An 18,115-nucleotide genomic window follows, 5' to 3' on the forward strand; every position below is an offset into this window, starting at 1 on the left:
GGACGGTTGAGAAAGAGCCTATCTACGACCCTGAAAAGTTCATAGAACGGTATGCGCACACCGCAGGAGATGAAGCCAACCTTTGCATGAAAACACCGCAGAGGGAAAACGAAACACAACAGCCGACAGCAACCGCAGACCTTTCAGCCCTCAGTCTTGAAATCGTGGAATACAGCGAAAAGGCGATTGCCGTATTCGGTGACACCAAGCCGATAAAGGACGTTCTGAAAAACTTGAACGGTCTGTTCCGTGCAAACCTCACTTATAAGGGCGAAAGGCGTGCAGGGTGGATATATTCCAAGAAGCAGGAGCTGAAAGTAAGAGAAGCACTCGCCACGTGCATCCATGTATGACAGCATGAACGGCAGGGCGGAGCAATCCGCCCACCTATCAATGAACCCATAAAAAAGTAACGACATGAGAACAGAAACAAGAACATACACCCTCTATCGGATAACCGAGTTATCCGAGGAAGCCAAAGAAAAGGCGTATAACCAGTGGTTATGCAATGGATACTTTTACGGTTGGACGCACGAGAACCGCCAAACCCTTGATGCCTTTTGTGAACGCTTCGGTATCGTGTGCCGTAATTGGAGATATGACGCATGCAATTACAGTTATGACTACCACAGCAGGCAGGAAGACTGCATAGACGGGCTAAGCGGTTGGCGGTTGATGGCCTATCTGATGAACAACCATTGGAACGACCTATACACGCCAAAATATTTTTGGAAAGGGACGAAAGGACGAAAAAGTAGGATATTCATAGATACCTGTTGCCCACTTACAGGCTATTACATTGATAACGATATTCTCGATCCTATTTATCAGTTTTTGAAATCCCCTACCGAGAATGTCACGTTTGACAGCCTTATGAACAAATGTCTCGACAGCTTTTTCCGTGCTTGTCGGGATGATATGGAGAGTACCCAGACTTTGGAATACTTCACGGAAGAAAGCAACGTCAACGGTTGGGAATACCTTTCAGACGGAAAACTATTCAATTAATTATCAACATTTAAAAACTTATCATTATGAAGACGAACAAGAAAGTACAGAAGAACAGCGTACAGAAATTAGAGAAAGAAAATGCAGTAAAAGTAACCACTTTGGCAATCATCCCGAAGCCGATGACATTACTCACACCGCAGGAGGTGCCCACGACTACGGAAGAAACACCGCAGCAGGTCACGTTCAAGACACCGCTTGCAACGGCCACAGCCGAAACAGACCTTGACATCACCACCGTACAACCAAGCACGGACAACCACCGCAAGACATTCAATGACGCATCATTGCAGGAACTTGCGGAAAGCATTCGGGAAGTGGGCGTTTTGCAAGCCATTGCGGTACGCCCGCACACGGGAGGCGGTTATGAAATCATATACGGAGAACGCCGTTATCGTGCCTCATTGCTTGCAGGAGCAAAGACGATAAAGGCAACTATCTATAATAATATAACAGATGATGAAGCGGAAGATATGTCACTGAGTGAAAATTTGCAGCGTGAGGAAGTACGCCCCACCGAAGAAGCGAAAGCATTCAAACGCTTACTTGAAAAGGGCAGGTATGATATGTATTCACTTGTCAGCCGTTTCGGACGAAGCGAGAAATATATCTATACCCGATTGAAACTGAACGAACTCTATGCGCCTATCGGTGAACTGTTAGACAATGAAACAATCACTATCAGCGTAGCCGAAGAGATAAGCACTTATGAAGCATATATCCAAAAGGACGTGTATGAGAACCACCTCAAGTCAGACAACAAGGACGATTGGAGCGGTTACACGCTCAATCTGTTCAAGAAATATTTTGAGAAATACTACACAACCGACCTTGAGCAATACAAATTCGACAAGACGGAATGCAAGGCATGCGTACACAACGCAGCCAATTACAATCTCTTTGCCGAGCATAACGGATACGGACACTGCACAAACCGCAAATGTCTGGAAGCCAAGAATGCCGCCCATGTGGCAAAAGAGACGGAGAAACTTTTGAAATCCGATCCGAAGTTGGTCGTTGCACGCCCCTATTACGGAAGCCGTAACGATATGGCACTACAAAAATTGGACAAGAAAGGGCATGAAATCAAGGAACTCGATTACAACGTATCGGCACGGGAATTTCCAAAAGCCCCCGAAGCACCGAAGAAAGAGCAGTTCACCCAAGCGAAAGAGTACGAACAAGCGGTGCAGACATTTGAGCGCAGAAACGAGGAATATGCCCGAAAGGTGGAGGAACTTGACCGCATGAAGGAGGAAGGCAGGATAAAGACCTATGTAAAGGTAGGGCAAACGGAACCCGAACTCTGCTACGTGGAGATAAACAGGAAGGAAACCGCCTCCGTCACTATCGGGACATTACAGGAAAGGGACAAGCGTTTCAGACAGCTTTCTATCGAAAAGACCGTTGCCGACACGAAAAAGATTGTCCGGGAGAACGACTATCCCGAAAGCCCGTTCACGCAGTACGAAGACGGTATGGTTTATTTCGCCATGCTTACCCAACTGCAAAGGAAGCATTTTTCGCTTTTTGGCATCAAAGACCAGCCTTTCGCATTGGACGAGAAACAGCGGATGAAAATTGTAGCCAAACTGACGGATGCACAAAAGACCCTCATCAAACGGGACTTCATCAGTCACTTTCTTTGTGAGAACGGCCACGGAGACAACAACGCATCCAAGCTGTTAAGAGACTTCGCAAACATGCACTTTCCCGACCAGTACGGACTTGCCAAAGCCACCCACGAGGAAGAATATCAGAAACGCCATGAACGTTTGGAAGAAAGGATAAAGGAAATGAAGAAAGCGGAAAAGAAAGCAGCCAAAGAAGCGGAAAAACAGCAGACGGCAGAAAAGACGGAGAAGAAAGTCACCGCCCCGAAAACGGAGAAACCCGAAAGCGGAAAAGCCGCCTGAAGCCGAACAGAAAGCATGTGCCGGAGACAACATCCGGCACATCTTTTTCACCGCCCCCCAAGAGAACAGAGGGCAGGGCCGGACGCCCCCACCCACACCGCCACCGTAAAACCTTTAAAATACCGATATATGAAGTATATAAGAACAGCCCCGAATGTGGAATATTCCACCGACAGGGATTTTTTTCTTGAGAATCAGATTGTCTGCATTGTAAGCAGGGAGGGCACGAAGTTTTGCAGTCTGATAGAGAACCGTTTGTTCATGCGTTCCGACAACCGTCATATCAGCAAGCGGATGCAGATGCATATCATGTGTGAAATCCACGAGGACATCTGCCGCCTTCGCTATGGCGGCGAGCCGGTGGAATGACCTGCCACACCCCACACCTGAATACTTCCTCTTAAAAAAGTCGGGCAATCCCTATGCGGTTGCCCGGCTTTTTTCTATTTTTGCAGGGTTGAACCAAAAAAGAAAGTTATAAGATTAAAGATTTTGAATGATAACATATTAGAATAGCTTTTAGCTGTTTGTTCTTACTCTCGAAACGACCAAATTCAATGCAGGAGAATAAACGGGCAGAGCCCTTGTCATACACCAATGGCACGGTCTTAACTCGTTTCCTGCATGGGTGCTTGGTCGTACCGGAGAGTAGAACCTGTTAAGTTCCGTGCTTTTTTTGGTACATAACAGGAAGTTACGGACAAGGTATTACTCAAAAATCATAGGAAGATGTACAACAAGAACGTTGCCATTACCGGCAGTACCATTGAAAAGACAACCAAATACGACCAATTCAAGGAAGATAAAATCCGTATGGAACTCTACCGGATTATCCCTTCACTTTATAATGAAGGTTATCGCACATTCACCTGCAATCCGCATTCCTATATCGGATTATTAGGTGCGGATACGATAGTCATGCTGCGTGAAGCGGGCAAATGCCCGGAGATAATCCTTTCAGTAGCCATACCGGAAACCGCTTTTCCGGCAGATACCGACAAGGTGTATCGTGCCTTGTATGACGACCTGATAAAGCAGGCGGACAATAAAAAAATACTTCCGGAAAAAGAGTTTTTTGGCAATGCGCTTGTCAGCGGTCATATCATCTATTATTACGATGACTTTTCCACAGAAATGCAGCAGATATACGCATCCGGTACTCCCTATACCAATATCCGTAAAATGATATAGGCACACATTCTTTACCGCAGGTTACAGTAGTTTCTCCAGCCGTGCAATCCGTTTTTCGGTGGATGGATGCGTACTCATGATATATTCGGTGAAAGTCGGACGCTCACCGTAAACGTCTTCCGTCCTTTTCAACCGGCGGAGGAAAGAAAGCAATCCTTCGCCGCAACCATATTTCACTGCATAGGCATCACAACGGTACTCGGCATATTTATTGATATTCACGTCAGTTATCCGGCTGATACCGTATATAATCCGGTGAAGCAGTTTGTAAACGGCCCACCATAACTTCGCTATGAGTTCACCCACAAAGCCCAAAGCCGGAACCAATGCAAACACCATGCTGCCAATTATCCCGAATATCAGAGCCGGAATAAGAAATATACCATAAAGGCAGCGGTAACCGAACGACTCCATCGAGAATAAAAGAACCTGATAGACAAAGTCGTAATGGGAGATATGCCCCACTTCATGGCTGATGATGCCCTTCAGCTCCTCATCCGAAGCGGAGGCGAGTACTCCGCCCGTCAGTCCTATCGTATTGAAACCGAATACGGCGGCATTTACCCGAGCGTCATTGTTACGATAAAGTTTCAGCTTCCGGTTCATACCCATTTCTGAAAGCAACCGTTCCACCCTCATGCGATCGGAACTGTTCATAGGACGGTATCCTTCTTTTCTGCGTAGCACCCACACATTTAGCGGAGAAATGGAATAAAGGATGAATAACAGCAAAAGATAATACGGTAACGTATTGACTAAATACGGAATCACCCCCTCATCAAACAGCCCCGGTATATATGCCGGCCATATATGGCGCAAGATTGAAAGTAGCAATGCGTAAAACACCGTAATAAAGACAAAATTCACTATCGTGACATAAGCCAGCAGCAACAGCTTGTTGATGACACGGAATACTCTGAGTGTTGTTTTCATGCGTATATGATTGAACTATTAACTTCCGGCTAAATATAAAAACAAATTTTGTGCAATCCGGAACAATTACTTATTCATTTGTTTTCATTAAGCAAATTTCATAAAACAAAGACGACAGGTTTCCCCACCGTCTTTCTTGATAGATAATGGTAGCAGTTATTCCTTTGCCGTAGTGTTTTCTAAATCGAACGTCACCGTCATTTCTCTTTCCCTGCCAAAATTATCCCGGACAAAGAATTTCAGTTCCGAACGTCTGGCGCTTGTCGAACGGTAAAAGAGGGTGAATATCTGCCTGACCGGATTTTCCGTATCCAGTCCCGGCACCTCTGCCAGCGGCCTCACTTCCCGGTTCACAAGTTTTATGCCTTCACTATCGGACACTTCTCCCTTGCCTTCCATCTGAATGTAACCTATTTCATACTCCGCCTTTTCATAGTCCCCTTCACGGGCAAGATAAAAGCGTATCTCCACCGTTTCACCCGTTGCAATCTGCTTTTGCAGATACCATGACGAGAGGCTGAAATCATAATCCTGCCGGATGTCTATATCATCGTTACAAGAACTGAAGACCAGCGCCGCAAGCAGTGCGCCTATACATTTATATAATACGTTTTTCATTTTTTGTTTCTCCTTTCTCTTTTTATTAGTTAATAATAAGGCGAACGCCCAATCCTATCTGGGTATGGAAGTTACCCGCATCCGTTCCGAAGAGCGCCCTTTCCTTTACCTGCATCAGCAGGATAATCCGGTCTGTCAGCCAGACATCGAAAGCCGCAGTCAGACCGCCGCCATAAATAAAGCAGTCACCGTTTGTCACCGCCGCTCCGTCAGGAAGCAGGGAGGTTCCCCAGTTGACCGTCTCGAAGCCGCCCAAAATGGAAAGTCCGATACGGAAACAGACGTTCCGGCCCTTGTCCGACAATACGGGAATAAAGTAACCGAGTTCCCCCGTGAACTGCGCTTTGGGTATTGCCTTATTTTCGTAGGTGTACTCCTTTATCTGATAATCCAGACCATACAGCCAGTAGGTACGGTTACGGTTGGAATGTGTAAAGGCCAGCGAGGTGAAGTAGTGGCGTTCGCCGCCACTCTTCCATGAAAGGAAATGATTCACCCCGCCCGATGTGAACTGTATGCCTGTCTGTCCCGGCAGGTCACGCTGCGCATATGCTTCGCCCGCAAAGAGCGACAACACGGCAACTGTCAGTATGAATAGTATTCTTTGCATATACATTATATTATATATAGGTTATTATTTCAGATGCAGTTCACTGATTAGTTTTGCTGCCACAAGGTCGGTATTCTCTATGCGGAACGACTGGTGACGGGCACCGCCCTTTTCGTAAACCTCCACCACGAGCAGTTTGTCATCCGGCAGGGTGAGCTTGGGCAGCACGAATATACCCCGCACCGTGGCTTTCCCGTCCACCGTTGTCAGGCGGTTGTATGTCCTTACAGGTTCTATGAAGTTTTCCTGCATGGCCGTGCGCTTGGCTACTTTCTTATCCACCACTTTGAAACGGATATAGTCAATGTCGAACGATATATCCGAACTGTTGCGCAGGGAAGTATGCAGGTACAGCAGGTCATTGTTGATATAAAGCCCTTTGAGCAGTGTCTGTATGCCGTACTTCTTGCAGCCGATATGCCTGATGTCCCTTTTGTTCCTCTTATAGAGCGTGTACATGATGCGGTTCACCACCAGCGGTGTCTCCCCACCGAGTTCTTTCAGCTTCACGAACATGCGGTCACCCGCAATCCCGCCTTCGGGATTGTCCCGTAGCCAGTCTTCCATCTCAATGGAAAGTTGCGCCGGTTCGTCCTTATAAACCACATTAAAAGAATAGAAACAACCGTCGGCAGTGATGACGGAGAAGTTCGTTTCCCCTTCAAAACCTTTCACCGCCGCCTTGATGCGTACCACATTTTCCGCTCCCGTGGCCTTGTCCGCTATGATGTCGAACGAACCCAGATCCACATATTTCACTTCGGAAGGGAAAAGGATATGTACGGTTTTCTGAAAAGTCACCTCAATCTTATGCGGTGAGATAATCTGGTTGGTGGGGAAAATCTTTGTTTCCACCGGTTCCTGAGCCTTTACCGACAATACGGTTAAAAGTATTACTAATGATAAAATAATTCTTGTCTTCATCTGATTACTGCTTTTTGGATATTAATAAAAGTTGATAATTTGCCTTTACAGCCACCTTCACCTCACGCATCTTTGTGGCCAGATATTGTGATCCGCCGCTAAGCACGCCCCTTGTCACGTCCATGACGAGTTGTTGCGAGGCACTGCGTGTGAACGAGATGCTTGTTCCGAAACTGCCCCCGATATTGGCGGCGGCTTCTTTCATGGCAGTACGTTCTGCGGTATTCGGAACGAAAAGTCCGGCCTGCCCGTCCATATCGTAAGCCGTTAGTTCCACCGGCAGGATATTCCCGCCACTCTCTATGGAGTTTACTGTGACTGCCATCCGCTGCCCTTCGATACGCACCGTACCATATAGCGGAGTATTGGCAGGTACAAGCACACCGCCCACTTGCAGCGGTTCCAGCAACCGGAACTTCAGTCATGCTCCGGTGGTCACTGTCTGGTCTTCGGCCACGCAGGCACGTATCGTATTGGCTCCGGCAAGCTGTCCACCGCCCACGGCCGTGGCAAAACCGTAATTGCGGGGTATTGAATCCGGTAACGGTGGCGCAGCCAGTGACGATACCACATTCTCCGTGACACGTCCGGCAGCTATGGCAGCAAGATTGCCGGATGAACCGCCCGTAACGTCCGCAGGCTGTATGTTCTTCACCTGTCCGCCCGTCTGTCCGGGGAAATAGCGTGCCGCCATCTCATACGACTTTTCCATCAGTTCCAGCGGGTCTTGTCCTTTCCGTTCGCGTTCCAGCTTTTCGTTAAGCTCCTTCACCTGCCGTTCCAGTTCGTCCACCCTCGGACTCTCCTTCGGTTCCTGATAGAACGAGGTGATCTGCCTTGAAATCTGCCGCTGCTTTTCTCTGGACTCCCGGATAGCATCCGCTTTGGGTGCATCTTTTTCCGGTTTCAGCCCGTCCATTGTGTCCGGTATTAAGTACTCCCCGGTCACATCCTGCAAGGTTCTTACCTTCTCCTGCCTGCGCTTCTTCATCTCTTCCAGTTCGTAAGCCTTCTGTTTGTCGGCCATCGTCTCAGGTGTGATAGCGTCGGGTATCGTTGTGTTGATGCCTGCCGTCCCTTCCACTGTTTCGGATGCGTCCGGTTTGAAGATAAACCAGATGAATCCGGCACAAAGCAGGGAGAGGACTGCCACCACGCCATAGAATTTCAGTTTTTCGGCGGCCTTGCCGCTTAACTTCTTCTCTTTTTCGGATGCGAAACCCGCCTTCTGTGTTTCCCGCTCCTTTTCTTTCTCTTCTTTCTTATCGGATTGTGTCATTGGATACATTGTTTTTTAATGGTTGGATACTGTCCGCTTCAGGAAGTGCAATCCTTTGGAGATGCTGTACCTCAATCGGAAATTTGTCTGTCCCGCAAAAACCGCCCACGATGTAGGCAAGGTCGATAGCGGCGAAGAGTCCGAGCAGGTAAAGGATGATAATCCTTTGCTGTCGGTAGCTCAACCGTTGCCACCGTCTGCGGAGTTTTATTATATATCGGTCTTTCTCCGTTCTGAACGAGTGGAAGACCTTTTTTATACCGTTATCTTTCATACTGTCCGATGTCTCTGTTTTCGATGATGTTAAAACTCTCTATCAGAAAGCCCTGCGGATTGTTGTCGCTTCGGGTTACATTCCTCAGACGGCAGGTGGTGACAAGCGACCTTTCGGTAACGCTGCTCGAACGGATGATGTGCTGCCGGCTATAGGTCTTCATCTCGTATGGATAACTGTTGAAGTTCCCCTGTATGCTGTCCACCGTCAGCGTCTGCGAGATGTTTCCCGCTATCATCCGGTTGAAGTAGCCTTTCTCCTGCAAGTTCCGGTAGTAACCGATGGCACTTTCATCCGAAAGGTAAAGGGCACGTTGCACATTGCTTTCAATGGCGCTCTTGTCTGGTGATACGGTGAAAAACAATTCGTGGAAACGTCTGATATGTTCCCTCGCTTCCACGGGGCGGTTCTGCTGCACGTCCTGCGAAAGTGCCAGCATCAGCGACTTTCCGCTGTCCAGTACATAGATTTTCTGCCGCTGCGCCTCGGCAAACTCGTATGCCTTTCAGGTGGCGAAGACCGTTACCAGTGCGCATACTCCCAGGAATACCATTCCGAACAGCCGTAGCTGCCGGAATGATGTCTCGATGTTTTTTAATGATTTGAACTCCATGTCTTTTTTCTGTTTTTTAAAGTGATATGTTTAGAACATTTTCTTGATGCGTCCGGCTACCGATCCGCCGACTGCGCCGCCGACTGCCGCCGCACCGTTCCCGGCCATTTTCCCGGCACCGTTAGCCTTCTGTCCGTAAGCTCCCGCACCGCCTGCCTGGATAATCCACGAGGACACCGTGGGAACGCAGAAATAACCGATGATACCTATAATCATGAATATACAATACACACTGCCCGATGCGTCCGGTATGAATGTCGGATCCTGCATCTGTTTGATGTCCTGCTGCAACATCAGAACCTGTATGCGTGAGAGGATAGCCCCGAACAGGTCGCCCACGGGTAGCCATAAGTAAATACAGATATAGCGTGACAACCATGTGGTGAGCGTACTCTGGAACCCGTCATAGACGGCCAGTGCAAAAGAGATAGGCCCCAGTATGGAAAGGACAATCAGAAAGAAAGTCCTCAGCGTGTCTATCAGCAGCGAGGCTGCCTGAAAGAAGAGTTCCAGCAGTTCCCGGAACCATTGCCTCACCTTTTCCCCCATGTCATACACCGCCTTCTGCCCGTACATGTTTATCATCGTGTCCATGTCCCCCAGCGACCAGCCAAGCTCGTCTATCTTCTTGTCAAATTCCTCATCACTCACAAGGAAAGCCTTTGCCGGGTCACGCAGCATCGCTTCCCGTTCCAGTTCGTCCTTCTCTTCCTGATACTTCTTCATGTCGAAAGTCTGCTGTTCCACCAGTGAGGAAGTGGCACTGCATACGGGGGAAAGAATCCCGTTGATTGTCCCCAGCACCATAGTAGGAAAGAACATGATGCAAAGGCCCAGCACAAATGGTCTGAAGAGTGGGAACACGTCTATCTCTTCCGCCCTTGAAAGGGACTGCCACACCCGGTAGGCCACGTAGAACAGGGCACCGATACCGGCCACTCCCTTTGCCACACTGGCCATATCCTCGCACAGCGGCATCATTTCATCGTAAAGCGAACGCAACAACTCATGCAGGTTCGTCCAGTCTATTGATAGTAATACCATAGTCTATCTGTTTTTTAAGGATGAATGATTACCAGTAACGCTGGTCGTGTGTCCCGTACAGGGCAAGCACCCGCCGGGAATCCCCCTTCTTCTTGCTGCGCAGGTACGATATGCCGATATTCTTTCGGGTATAGTACCATGTCAGGTTCTTGTATTCCAGCACTTCGCCATATATCCGGTTGATGATGTCCAGCCGTTCCTTGTCGGTCATCGAGAGTCCGGTAGCCGTGGTCACTTCCTTCAAGTCCAGCAGCAGGTTGCTGCTTTCTTCAAGCAACCGGTTATACCCGAAAGCAATGGCCGAGAGTTCTTCCACGGTAAAATTCGGGTCGCCCATCATCGTATTGAAATTGGTCACGTAAATATCGCTGATGTCACCTACCAGAAGGATAGTCTGTTGTACCTTGCGTGCCCCTTTTACGAGATCGTGTACGGATTTCAAAGCGTCGTAGTAGGCCTTTCCCTGCTGGTAAATCTTTACAGTCTCCTGAAAGTTACTTCACATGTTCTGTGCCGTTGTGGAAGTCTGTACAATTTCATTGGCCGAGTTTACAATGCCTTGAGCAAGGTTCGTAGGGTCTATCACTGCCCATTGTGCTTTGCTTGTTACCGAAAGGGACAGCATTGCCATGAATAGAATTAGTAGTCTCTTTTTCATGCGTCTATCTCCTTTCTTTGGTAAGTAAATACCGGCTGTCGTCATCACGGGCAAACAGTCCGTAACAGCCGAACAGCAATACCTCGCTTCCGCTGAAATACCCGATACATCCGGCATCCTTGTTCCCGTGCAGGAAAAGGTCGTCCCCTTTCCGAAGCGGGATATTGATTTCGGTATAACTCATTTCTCCGGCGAACAGCGTAGCCTTGTATCCCTTGAATCCGTCCGTCACATGGTTGGATTTACGGATTGTCAGCGTGGAGCCGCCTTCCTTGTTCATTCAGTGACCGCAGATGCGGTCGTGTTCCAGTTCCTTCTTCATTTCTCCGATCAGGTTCAGCAGATCCAGATTGGTCAGGGTCGCATCTCCGAGTGCTTCCCTGCATTGGCTTAATAAATCTTTCTTACTCATTGTTATCTATAGATTAATATGGTTACTTGTTTTCCTGCCGTTTGCTTTCGGCAAGTTGTTTGATAGCCAGCTCGATGTTTCCGCCCAGCTTTTCCGTAAGGTGGGTAAGTTCCTGTTTCTCAGTCTCTTCGGTGGTGTAGCAAAGGTACTCTTCAGCCGAAACTTCTGTCGCATATACCGCACTTTGCGTACCGCCAAGCCCAATCCAGACCTCTTTATAAAGGCGGTTCGCTGCATTGGCAAGATTGATAGAAAGTATCTGGCTGCGTTCCTTGTCCGTCAGGCCGAGCAGGTTCTGTATCTGGTCGAACTTGTTTTGATACTTCCGCTGATCGAGCAGTATTTTGCAGTCACTGTTGTTGATAATCGTCTCTTTCACAACGGGGGAAGAGATAATATCATCCACTTCCTGCGTCACTACAACCGCCTCTCCGTAAAACTTTCTGACTGTTTTAAAAAGATAACGGATGTAGTTTGCCATACCTTCCTTGGCGATTGCCTTCCAAGCTTCCTCAATCAGTATCATCTTGCGGATACCTTGCAAACGTCTCATTTTATTTATAAACGTCTCCATGATAATGATGGTGACAACCGGAAAGAGGATTGGATTATCCTTCACAACATCCAACTCAAATACAATAAACCGTTTGTTCAGTAAATCCAGTTCCTTGTCCGAGTTCAGCAGATACCCGTATTCACCGTTCTTATAATAAGGTTCCAGCACGTTCAGAAAACCGTCCACATCAAAGTCCTTCTCCCGCACGTTCTTGTCTGCCAGTATCTTGCGGTAGTCCTTCCTTACAAAGTCATAGAACGAGTTGAAGTTCGGCTTTATCTTCCGGTTCTTCTTTATCTTTTCGATATACAGGCTAACCGCATTCGAGAGCGCCACCTCTTCCGAACGTCGGGGCGGTTCGTCCTCCCTTTTCCAAAGGGTGAGTATCAGTGTCTTGATGCTGTCCCGCTTCTCGATGTCATACCGGTAATCCTCCGTGAAAAACGGATTGAAAGAAATCGGATCATTTTCCTTATATGTAAAATAAATCCCGTCGTCCCCTCCGGTCTTCTGATGTATCAGGTCACAGAGTCCCTTGTATGAATTTCCGGTGTCCACCAGCAGGATATGCGTCCCTTGTTCCCAGTACTGCCTCACGAGATGATTGGTAAAGAAACTTTTCCCGCTGCCGCTGGGGCCGAGTATGAATTTGTTTCTGTTAGTCACCACCCCTTTTTTCATGGGCAAATCCGATATGTCGAGGAAGACGGGCTTTCCCGTCAGCCTGTCCACCATGCGGATGCCGAAGGGAGAGAGCGAGTTCCGGTAACAGGTTTCAGCCGTGAAGAAACAGAGCACCTGCCCGGTGAATGTGTAGAACGTCTCTTCGGCCGGAAAGTCCGCTTCATTTCCTGGTATACCCGCCCAATAGAGAGCCGGAAGGTCGGTCGTGTTATGGTGCGGGGTACATTCCATCAAAGCCAGTGCGCTTCCCACATCGTTCTTCACCCTGCGGAGTTCGTCCCCGTTTTCCGCCCATGCGATGATGTTGCAATGGCAGCGCACCGACTGCAATCCATTGGTATGCGCTTCATTCAGGTATTCGTCCAGCCACTCCTTGTTGATCTGGTTACTGCGGCTGTACCGGGAAAGCGACTGCATGTTCTTCGCCATCTTCTCGAAACGGGAAAGGTTTTCGTTGCTGTCATCTATGAATATCCACTGGTTGTAGATATGGTCGCAGGGCAGCATTACGCCCACGGGGGCGGCATAACTCAAACGGCAGTCCGAACGGTCTGTCGAGAGGCGTTCGTATCGCCCGTCCGTCCTTACCTTTCCCGGCAGGTCATCGAGGTCGGAAAGTGTATGCAGGCAGAGCCGCTTGTCACCGATACGCATTTCGTCCGGATTCAATTGCATGTCCTGCAACATGGTCGTTCCGTCGGCCGAGAGCGTAAGGTACCGTTCGATAATACCCGGTTCGTTCTCCGTTCCCGTAATCTCTTCCGTGGTCAGCCGTTCCAGCCTGACAAGTCCGCTGTCGTTAACGATACTTTCAAACTGTCCCACCGCTTCCATGAAACGCTCCACCGTTTCCTTGTCCCTTATCTCCTTCGGAACCAGAAAACCACGGCAGAGCGTGTTCCAGTTGCTTTGTTGCCGGGAGCGCTCTTTGGTGGTCTTGGTGAGGAACAGGTAGCAGGCGTGGTGCAGGTAGGGACGTTCGTTGAAGTGGCGTTCAAAACTGCGGGAGAGAAAGCTGAGTTCGTCCCGGCGAATGTCCGGCTCGTATTTCTCCGTGATGAAAATATCCTGTTTGTGCAGGATTGAATAGTTCGGCAACACCTTGATTGCCTTCGCTCATGTGGCGTGCATCGCCTCATATTCTGCGGATGATACCGAAAATACTTCCGGCAGTGTGACCCGGAAAGCGACCGTGATGTCGGCGTCCTTGCTGACGATGCAGCCGTGTTCCACCGCCATGATGGGAAACTTGCTTTCCAGTGTGGATGCTTTTAATATACTTCTCATAATTTACGATTGTTGTTTGTTGATCAGACGTGTGATACGTTTTCGTGAGAGGATTCTCCGGGGATGCTGCCGGGCCGCGAACAGCTTCATCAGTCCGTGGCTGCCGTATTTACGGTTCAGCGTAAAGGTCAGCCATACCAGTACCGTAGCCGCCGATACTCCGAAACCGATGCAGATTCACTGTCCGACACCCGCCATATACATGATGACGAACATCACGAATACGGCAAGCAGTCCGGTGGCGAAAATAAACAGGTACTGTGCCCGGAGTCCCTTGAACTCAACTTCACGGCCCACCCCTTTATTTATTTCAAAATCAGCCATAAGTTATTGTCTTTTTTATGTTTTTAGAGGAAGAACGACCTCAGAATGGTGGCGGCGACTATCAGAAAGATACAGGCTCCGAACCACGAACTGGCAGTTTTACTCGTGTCGGGGTCGCCCGAACTGAACTTCTGATATACCTTGATTCCACCGACGAGGCCGATTACGGCACCGATTGCATAAATCAGTTTTGTGCCGGGATCGAAATATCCGGTCACGAGTTGTGTCGCTTCGGTGATACCTGCCTGCCCGTTTCCTTGTGCCATTGCCGCACTTGCCGCCGCAATAGCGGCCAGCATCATAATCAATCTTTTCTTTTTCATTTATCTCCGTGATTTTTAAGTAATTAAAAAAGCCACGGACTGCCCCTTTCACTATCCCCATAGGCAACCCGCAGCCGCTTATGGTTTATTGATTCAGGGGGTAAGTTCCGGCCGGAAATCAGCCGGAGTCATAATATGCCATTTGCATTGTCACTTGATTTGGTGGTGAAACATTCTTGTTAATTCTCTCTTGAAAGCGGGATGCGAATCATCCCGAATCGTAATAGCCGTTTGTCATTGCCGCTGTCGTTTTATGGATAAGTTAATGGAATGATTGTCTCTTTGGGTATTAATACGTTTCCCGTCATAAGGGGAAACCGCCGTTTGTCAACTTGAATCGAAATACGTCATAAACATGGATGATACGTTTTGTTGTTGGTTTCCTACCGAAATCTCTCTCCTTATAGTGATACGGGCCATCAACCCGTATCAAAATAACCTCTTGCCATTGTTACCTCCTTTTCTAATTGGTTAGTCACTGTCCGGAGCAGCCTCATTCAAATGTTCGGCTTCATCCAGAAATTTGCTGATACGGCTGTCGCTACCATTGATACTTTCCAGTATCGAGCGTTCAATCTGCGTATCCTTGATATGGTGGATCGCCCTTAAAAGGGACAACCGTTTGTCTGTCGGAATATCCTTGCCATTGCAGAGGTCGATAATCAGGTCAATCTCTTCCGGCCCGATACCGGCTGCACCGCCCGGATAATCTTCACGGGCACAGTTCAAATCTTCCAGTTCCTCATTCAGTTCGTCCGTATCCACGTCGTCACCGTTTTCAGTCTGTCCCTTATCATCCTCAAGCCTGCCGGAACTATCGGCCTCAGAAGCCCGCCACTCTTCCACACGCTTGTCCCGGAACAAATCCGGGATGCGCTCAGGCGGCACTTGTACAGCCTTCTGTGGCACTGTTTCCTCGTTTCTGTCAGCAAAAGTAGAGGCATTTTCCTTACCTGCAATAGCCCCGGAACCGGTGGCGTTTATTGGCGCCTGTTGGCGTGTACCATAGCTTTTTGTAACGACAAGGCTGTCCGTTTCAGGCCGTTTTTGGGGCGGCTTTTCCATGTTCTTGCCTTTTGTCTTTTCCTTAACTTCATCCTTTTCTTTGCCTTTCATTTCCACTTTTACAGTTGGGTGGTTCCTTTCTTCAGCTTCCGGCACTGCCACTGCCAGAACTTCTTTCTTTTCCGTTTTTCCTTTCGTACGCCTGCGTCCTTTCTTCGGTTCTTCTTTTGTCGGATCGAACCATCCGGCAATGCTCCGCAGACCTTTTGCCATCCGGCGGCGCATCTTCCCGAAACATATCTCGCCGAGTCCGCCCCTGAACAGGAACTTGTCCATGAACAGATAAGCGAACAGCAGCCAGAACAGAACTATTCCGGCTTCATAGTAACCTGATTGTATATCCATAACCTAAAATATTTTGTTATAACTCTTTTGGAGATAAGTTTTCACCTCATCCGCATGTTTTTCGAAATGCTCTTTCAATACATTATCTATATAGTTGCCTACCGTCAACTGCCGTTTACCGGCAATCCCTACAATAACGGATATTTTCTGGTGCAGTTCCTTGTCTATATATACCCCCTGTCTGCCTTCGCATTTATAAGGTGTGAGGAACTTACGGATAAAGTCAGCCAATGCGGTGCGAATCGTTTTCGGTGACGGTTTATCCGTAACCAATTCCGAACAGCCGGTATTATCCGCACCGGAAATATCCCTTACTGTTCCATTCTCATTGTTATCCGCTTTTCCTTTTTCATCAGATAAAGCAGTTGCTCTATTTTCACCACTCTTTCCGGCAATGGAAGGAGCCGGAGATGAAGGTGGTTCCGATGGAACACCAGCCATCAGACTGCGCAGATACGCTTCGTCCACCGGATTCTGTCCGTTTGTTTTCTTTGCCATGACTATTCGTTTTTAAGTATTCCCATGACTTCATCCATGAATATATCAAAGCCGCACTCTCTGGTGAATGCCGCATCGGGAGCAAATAGCGTACTTCGGTAAACGGGGCCGCCCGTGGAGGACAAGTCTTTAGTGAAGTTACTGCGCACGGGAATACGTGTTTGAAGGCAGTCCAACCCTAACAGGGAGAACCCCTGCTGGTAGATGTCATACAATGTAGTGCGTTCTCTTCGATCCACCATATTCCAGAATAGACACAGCCTTTTCAGAGAAGACAAGCCGGTCTTTATCAGGCGGTCATTAATGGTAGTAGCAAAGTTCAGTGTGCTTTCCAGCACAAGACGGTCTGCCTTTATCGGTACGAACAGATAATCGAACGCACTGATTGCGGCGATAACCCCATCGCTACCCATAGTTCCGGGCAGATCGAACAGCACCACGTCATAATGCGTATCCGTTTTGTCTTCAAATACCCTTCAATCCGCCATGCAGTCTGCCGGGTTACTGCCGATAACCGGATAAGCCCTCTTGTCCAGCCGTTCCGACTGTTCAACAAGCAGACTCTGATAAACGGGAACAGTCTTTACCACTTCCATATCCCTTTTTTTCTGTTTGATGATTGAGTGCTGCGGATAGTCACAATCCACCACAGCTACATTCAGTCCTTTCACATAATGCAGTCACGATGCCGCATAAATGGTGAATGTTGATTTACCCACGCCACCTTTCTGGGTAGCGAACGAAACGAATAATGTTTTCTTTCTCTTTTCCATTGTTACCTAATTTAAGTGAATAATTTGATTTATTGATAGTTTAGTGGATAGACGCCTATCCACTTATCCGTTCATTCATTTCATTATCAGTCTAGCTTTATAGCTATATAGCTACTTAGCTATGAAGCTATTTGTCTATTTAGCTACATACTTACATAGCTATCCAATTATATAGCTATTTATCTATTCAGCTATGTAGCCACATAGCTATCCGGTTGTTTATCTAAGTATTTAGCTAATAGTCTATTTGCCTATCCATTTATCCGAATATCCACTTGCTTGTCTATACATCTTTATATATCTATAGACATATAAGCGGATAGATAACCTTATGAACGCTTATCTGAAAACTTATTTAATCAAATGGCTATCCAGACAAAAAGCTATTCGGATAGAAAACCGTCCGCATAGTTATCTTGATAACCATCTTTTTATCTATCCGGATAAGTGGCTAAATAACTATCCGGCTACAAATAAACCTCAAAAAGAGCAGTCATGAAGTACCCCCGGTTCCAAAGTCATTCATTGGCGGGTGTTGGCGTGATACGCCATGATGCACGGACAGAAAAAACTATCTACCTTTGTCGCCGGGAGAGCGCAGCCCGTTCTCGAAAAGAGAACGTAAAACAAACCCTTCAGACCTTTAATCCGGCCCAGCCGGATTTTAATATGCATCAGCATATAGCGAGGTGTACTTTCAGCGGTTGAAAATATTTCCACCCGCTGAAAGTCTTGCCCCGAAAGTTCTTTCGGGGGTGTCAGTTCTCCTAAGTCGAACTT

20 protein-coding genes and 5 pseudogenes are annotated in these 18,115 nt (G+C 47.9%); 5 read left to right on the forward strand and 20 right to left on the reverse strand.

Going from position 1 to position 18,115, the window contains the following annotated elements; all coding sequences use genetic code 11:
- The 5 genes and pseudogenes from BWI44_RS08000 to BWI44_RS08020 form a co-directional block, all read left to right on the forward strand.
- A pseudogene (locus BWI44_RS08000) lies at positions 1-353 on the forward strand (fusion protein); the annotation flags it as partial.
- A 64-nt stretch (positions 354-417) separates the two neighbouring features.
- Positions 418-1,008, forward strand: a complete 591-nt coding sequence (locus BWI44_RS08005; RefSeq protein ID WP_225694586.1) for a hypothetical protein — start codon at positions 418-420, stop codon at positions 1,006-1,008.
- 26 nt (positions 1,009-1,034) lie between these two features.
- Complete coding sequence (locus BWI44_RS08010) at positions 1,035-2,924, forward strand: ParB/RepB/Spo0J family partition protein (protein ID WP_286812876.1); 1,890 nt, start codon at positions 1,035-1,037, stop codon at positions 2,922-2,924.
- Between the two features lie 129 nt (positions 2,925-3,053).
- Positions 3,054-3,293 (forward strand): hypothetical protein, encoded by a 240-nt coding sequence (locus BWI44_RS08015; protein WP_225694584.1) that lies wholly within the window; start codon positions 3,054-3,056, stop codon positions 3,291-3,293.
- A gap of 360 nt (positions 3,294-3,653) precedes the next feature.
- A complete protein-coding gene (locus BWI44_RS08020; protein WP_225694583.1) occupies positions 3,654-4,115 on the forward strand; it encodes a hypothetical protein in 462 nt (153 codons plus the stop codon).
- Between the two features lie 21 nt (positions 4,116-4,136).
- Here the strand turns inward: BWI44_RS08020 and BWI44_RS08025 are convergent, their stop codons facing one another.
- From BWI44_RS08025 to BWI44_RS08120, 20 genes and pseudogenes are all read right to left on the reverse strand, one after another.
- Complete coding sequence (locus BWI44_RS08025; RefSeq protein ID WP_286812879.1) at positions 4,137-5,048, reverse strand: M48 family metalloprotease; 912 nt, start codon at positions 5,046-5,048, stop codon at positions 4,137-4,139.
- A gap of 156 nt (positions 5,049-5,204) precedes the next feature.
- Entirely contained in the window at positions 5,205-5,666 is a 462-nt protein-coding gene (locus BWI44_RS08030) for a TraQ conjugal transfer family protein (RefSeq protein WP_225694581.1), read from the reverse strand.
- Between the two features lie 25 nt (positions 5,667-5,691).
- Positions 5,692-6,282 (reverse strand): conjugal transfer protein TraO, encoded by a 591-nt coding sequence (locus BWI44_RS08035; protein WP_225694580.1) that lies wholly within the window; start codon positions 6,280-6,282, stop codon positions 5,692-5,694.
- 18 nt (positions 6,283-6,300) lie between these two features.
- Positions 6,301-7,200: a conjugative transposon protein TraN gene (traN, locus tag BWI44_RS08040; protein ID WP_225694579.1), complete on the reverse strand. Its 900-nt coding sequence runs from the start codon at positions 7,198-7,200 to the stop codon at positions 6,301-6,303.
- A 4-nt stretch (positions 7,201-7,204) separates the two neighbouring features.
- On the reverse strand, positions 7,205-7,609 hold the full coding sequence (traM, locus tag BWI44_RS08045; protein ID WP_225694578.1) for a conjugative transposon protein TraM: 405 nt from the start codon (positions 7,607-7,609) through the stop codon (positions 7,205-7,207).
- 12 nt (positions 7,610-7,621) lie between these two features.
- Positions 7,622-8,479, reverse strand: a complete 858-nt coding sequence (locus BWI44_RS08050) for a conjugative transposon protein TraM (RefSeq protein WP_286812883.1) — start codon at positions 8,477-8,479, stop codon at positions 7,622-7,624.
- Positions 8,463-8,753: a type II secretion system protein M gene (locus BWI44_RS08055; protein ID WP_286812885.1), complete on the reverse strand. Its 291-nt coding sequence runs from the start codon at positions 8,751-8,753 to the stop codon at positions 8,463-8,465. The genes BWI44_RS08050 and BWI44_RS08055 overlap by 17 nt, the downstream gene beginning before the upstream one ends.
- Positions 8,743-9,366 (reverse strand): annotated as a pseudogene (traK, locus tag BWI44_RS08060) (conjugative transposon protein TraK). The gene BWI44_RS08055 and the pseudogene traK overlap by 11 nt, the downstream one beginning before the upstream one ends.
- Before the next feature lie 30 nt (positions 9,367-9,396).
- A complete protein-coding gene (gene traJ, locus BWI44_RS08065) occupies positions 9,397-10,410 on the reverse strand; it encodes a conjugative transposon protein TraJ (protein WP_011965471.1) in 1,014 nt (337 codons plus the stop codon).
- A gap of 28 nt (positions 10,411-10,438) precedes the next feature.
- Positions 10,439-11,068: pseudogene (locus tag BWI44_RS08070) on the reverse strand (DUF4141 domain-containing protein).
- 4 nt (positions 11,069-11,072) lie between these two features.
- A complete protein-coding gene (locus tag BWI44_RS08075; RefSeq protein ID WP_004313115.1) occupies positions 11,073-11,348 on the reverse strand; it encodes a hypothetical protein in 276 nt (91 codons plus the stop codon).
- The gene (locus tag BWI44_RS08080) at positions 11,349-11,480 is read right to left on the reverse strand and encodes a hypothetical protein (protein WP_008020351.1); all 132 of its coding nucleotides are present in this window, start codon (positions 11,478-11,480) and stop codon (positions 11,349-11,351) included.
- Between the two features lie 22 nt (positions 11,481-11,502).
- Positions 11,503-14,007: pseudogene (locus BWI44_RS08085) on the reverse strand (TraG family conjugative transposon ATPase).
- A gap of 3 nt (positions 14,008-14,010) precedes the next feature.
- Positions 14,011-14,331: pseudogene (locus BWI44_RS08090) on the reverse strand (DUF4133 domain-containing protein).
- 23 nt (positions 14,332-14,354) lie between these two features.
- A complete protein-coding gene (locus BWI44_RS08095) occupies positions 14,355-14,654 on the reverse strand; it encodes a DUF4134 domain-containing protein (RefSeq protein WP_278703076.1) in 300 nt (99 codons plus the stop codon).
- Between the two features lie 471 nt (positions 14,655-15,125).
- Positions 15,126-16,064 (reverse strand): hypothetical protein, encoded by a 939-nt coding sequence (locus BWI44_RS08100; protein WP_278703074.1) that lies wholly within the window; start codon positions 16,062-16,064, stop codon positions 15,126-15,128.
- 3 nt (positions 16,065-16,067) lie between these two features.
- Positions 16,068-16,562 carry a DUF3408 domain-containing protein gene (locus BWI44_RS08105; protein ID WP_278703073.1) on the reverse strand — a complete coding sequence of 165 codons (495 nt, stop codon included), beginning with the start codon at positions 16,560-16,562 and terminating at the stop codon, positions 16,068-16,070.
- Between the two features lie 2 nt (positions 16,563-16,564).
- Positions 16,565-16,975 carry a ParA family protein gene (locus tag BWI44_RS08110; RefSeq protein WP_278703127.1) on the reverse strand — a complete coding sequence of 137 codons (411 nt, stop codon included), beginning with the start codon at positions 16,973-16,975 and terminating at the stop codon, positions 16,565-16,567.
- Positions 16,976-17,038: 63 nt separating this feature from the next.
- A complete protein-coding gene (locus tag BWI44_RS08115; protein WP_004315593.1) occupies positions 17,039-17,233 on the reverse strand; it encodes a hypothetical protein in 195 nt (64 codons plus the stop codon).
- A 624-nt stretch (positions 17,234-17,857) separates the two neighbouring features.
- A partial coding sequence (locus BWI44_RS08120; protein ID WP_286812925.1) for a hypothetical protein occupies positions 17,858-18,115 on the reverse strand: 258 nt, incomplete at its 5' end.

Origin of the sequence: Bacteroides sp. Phil13, assembly GCF_001940965.1 — a bacterium.
Lineage (GTDB): Bacteria > Bacteroidota > Bacteroidia > Bacteroidales > Bacteroidaceae > Bacteroides > Bacteroides intestinalis.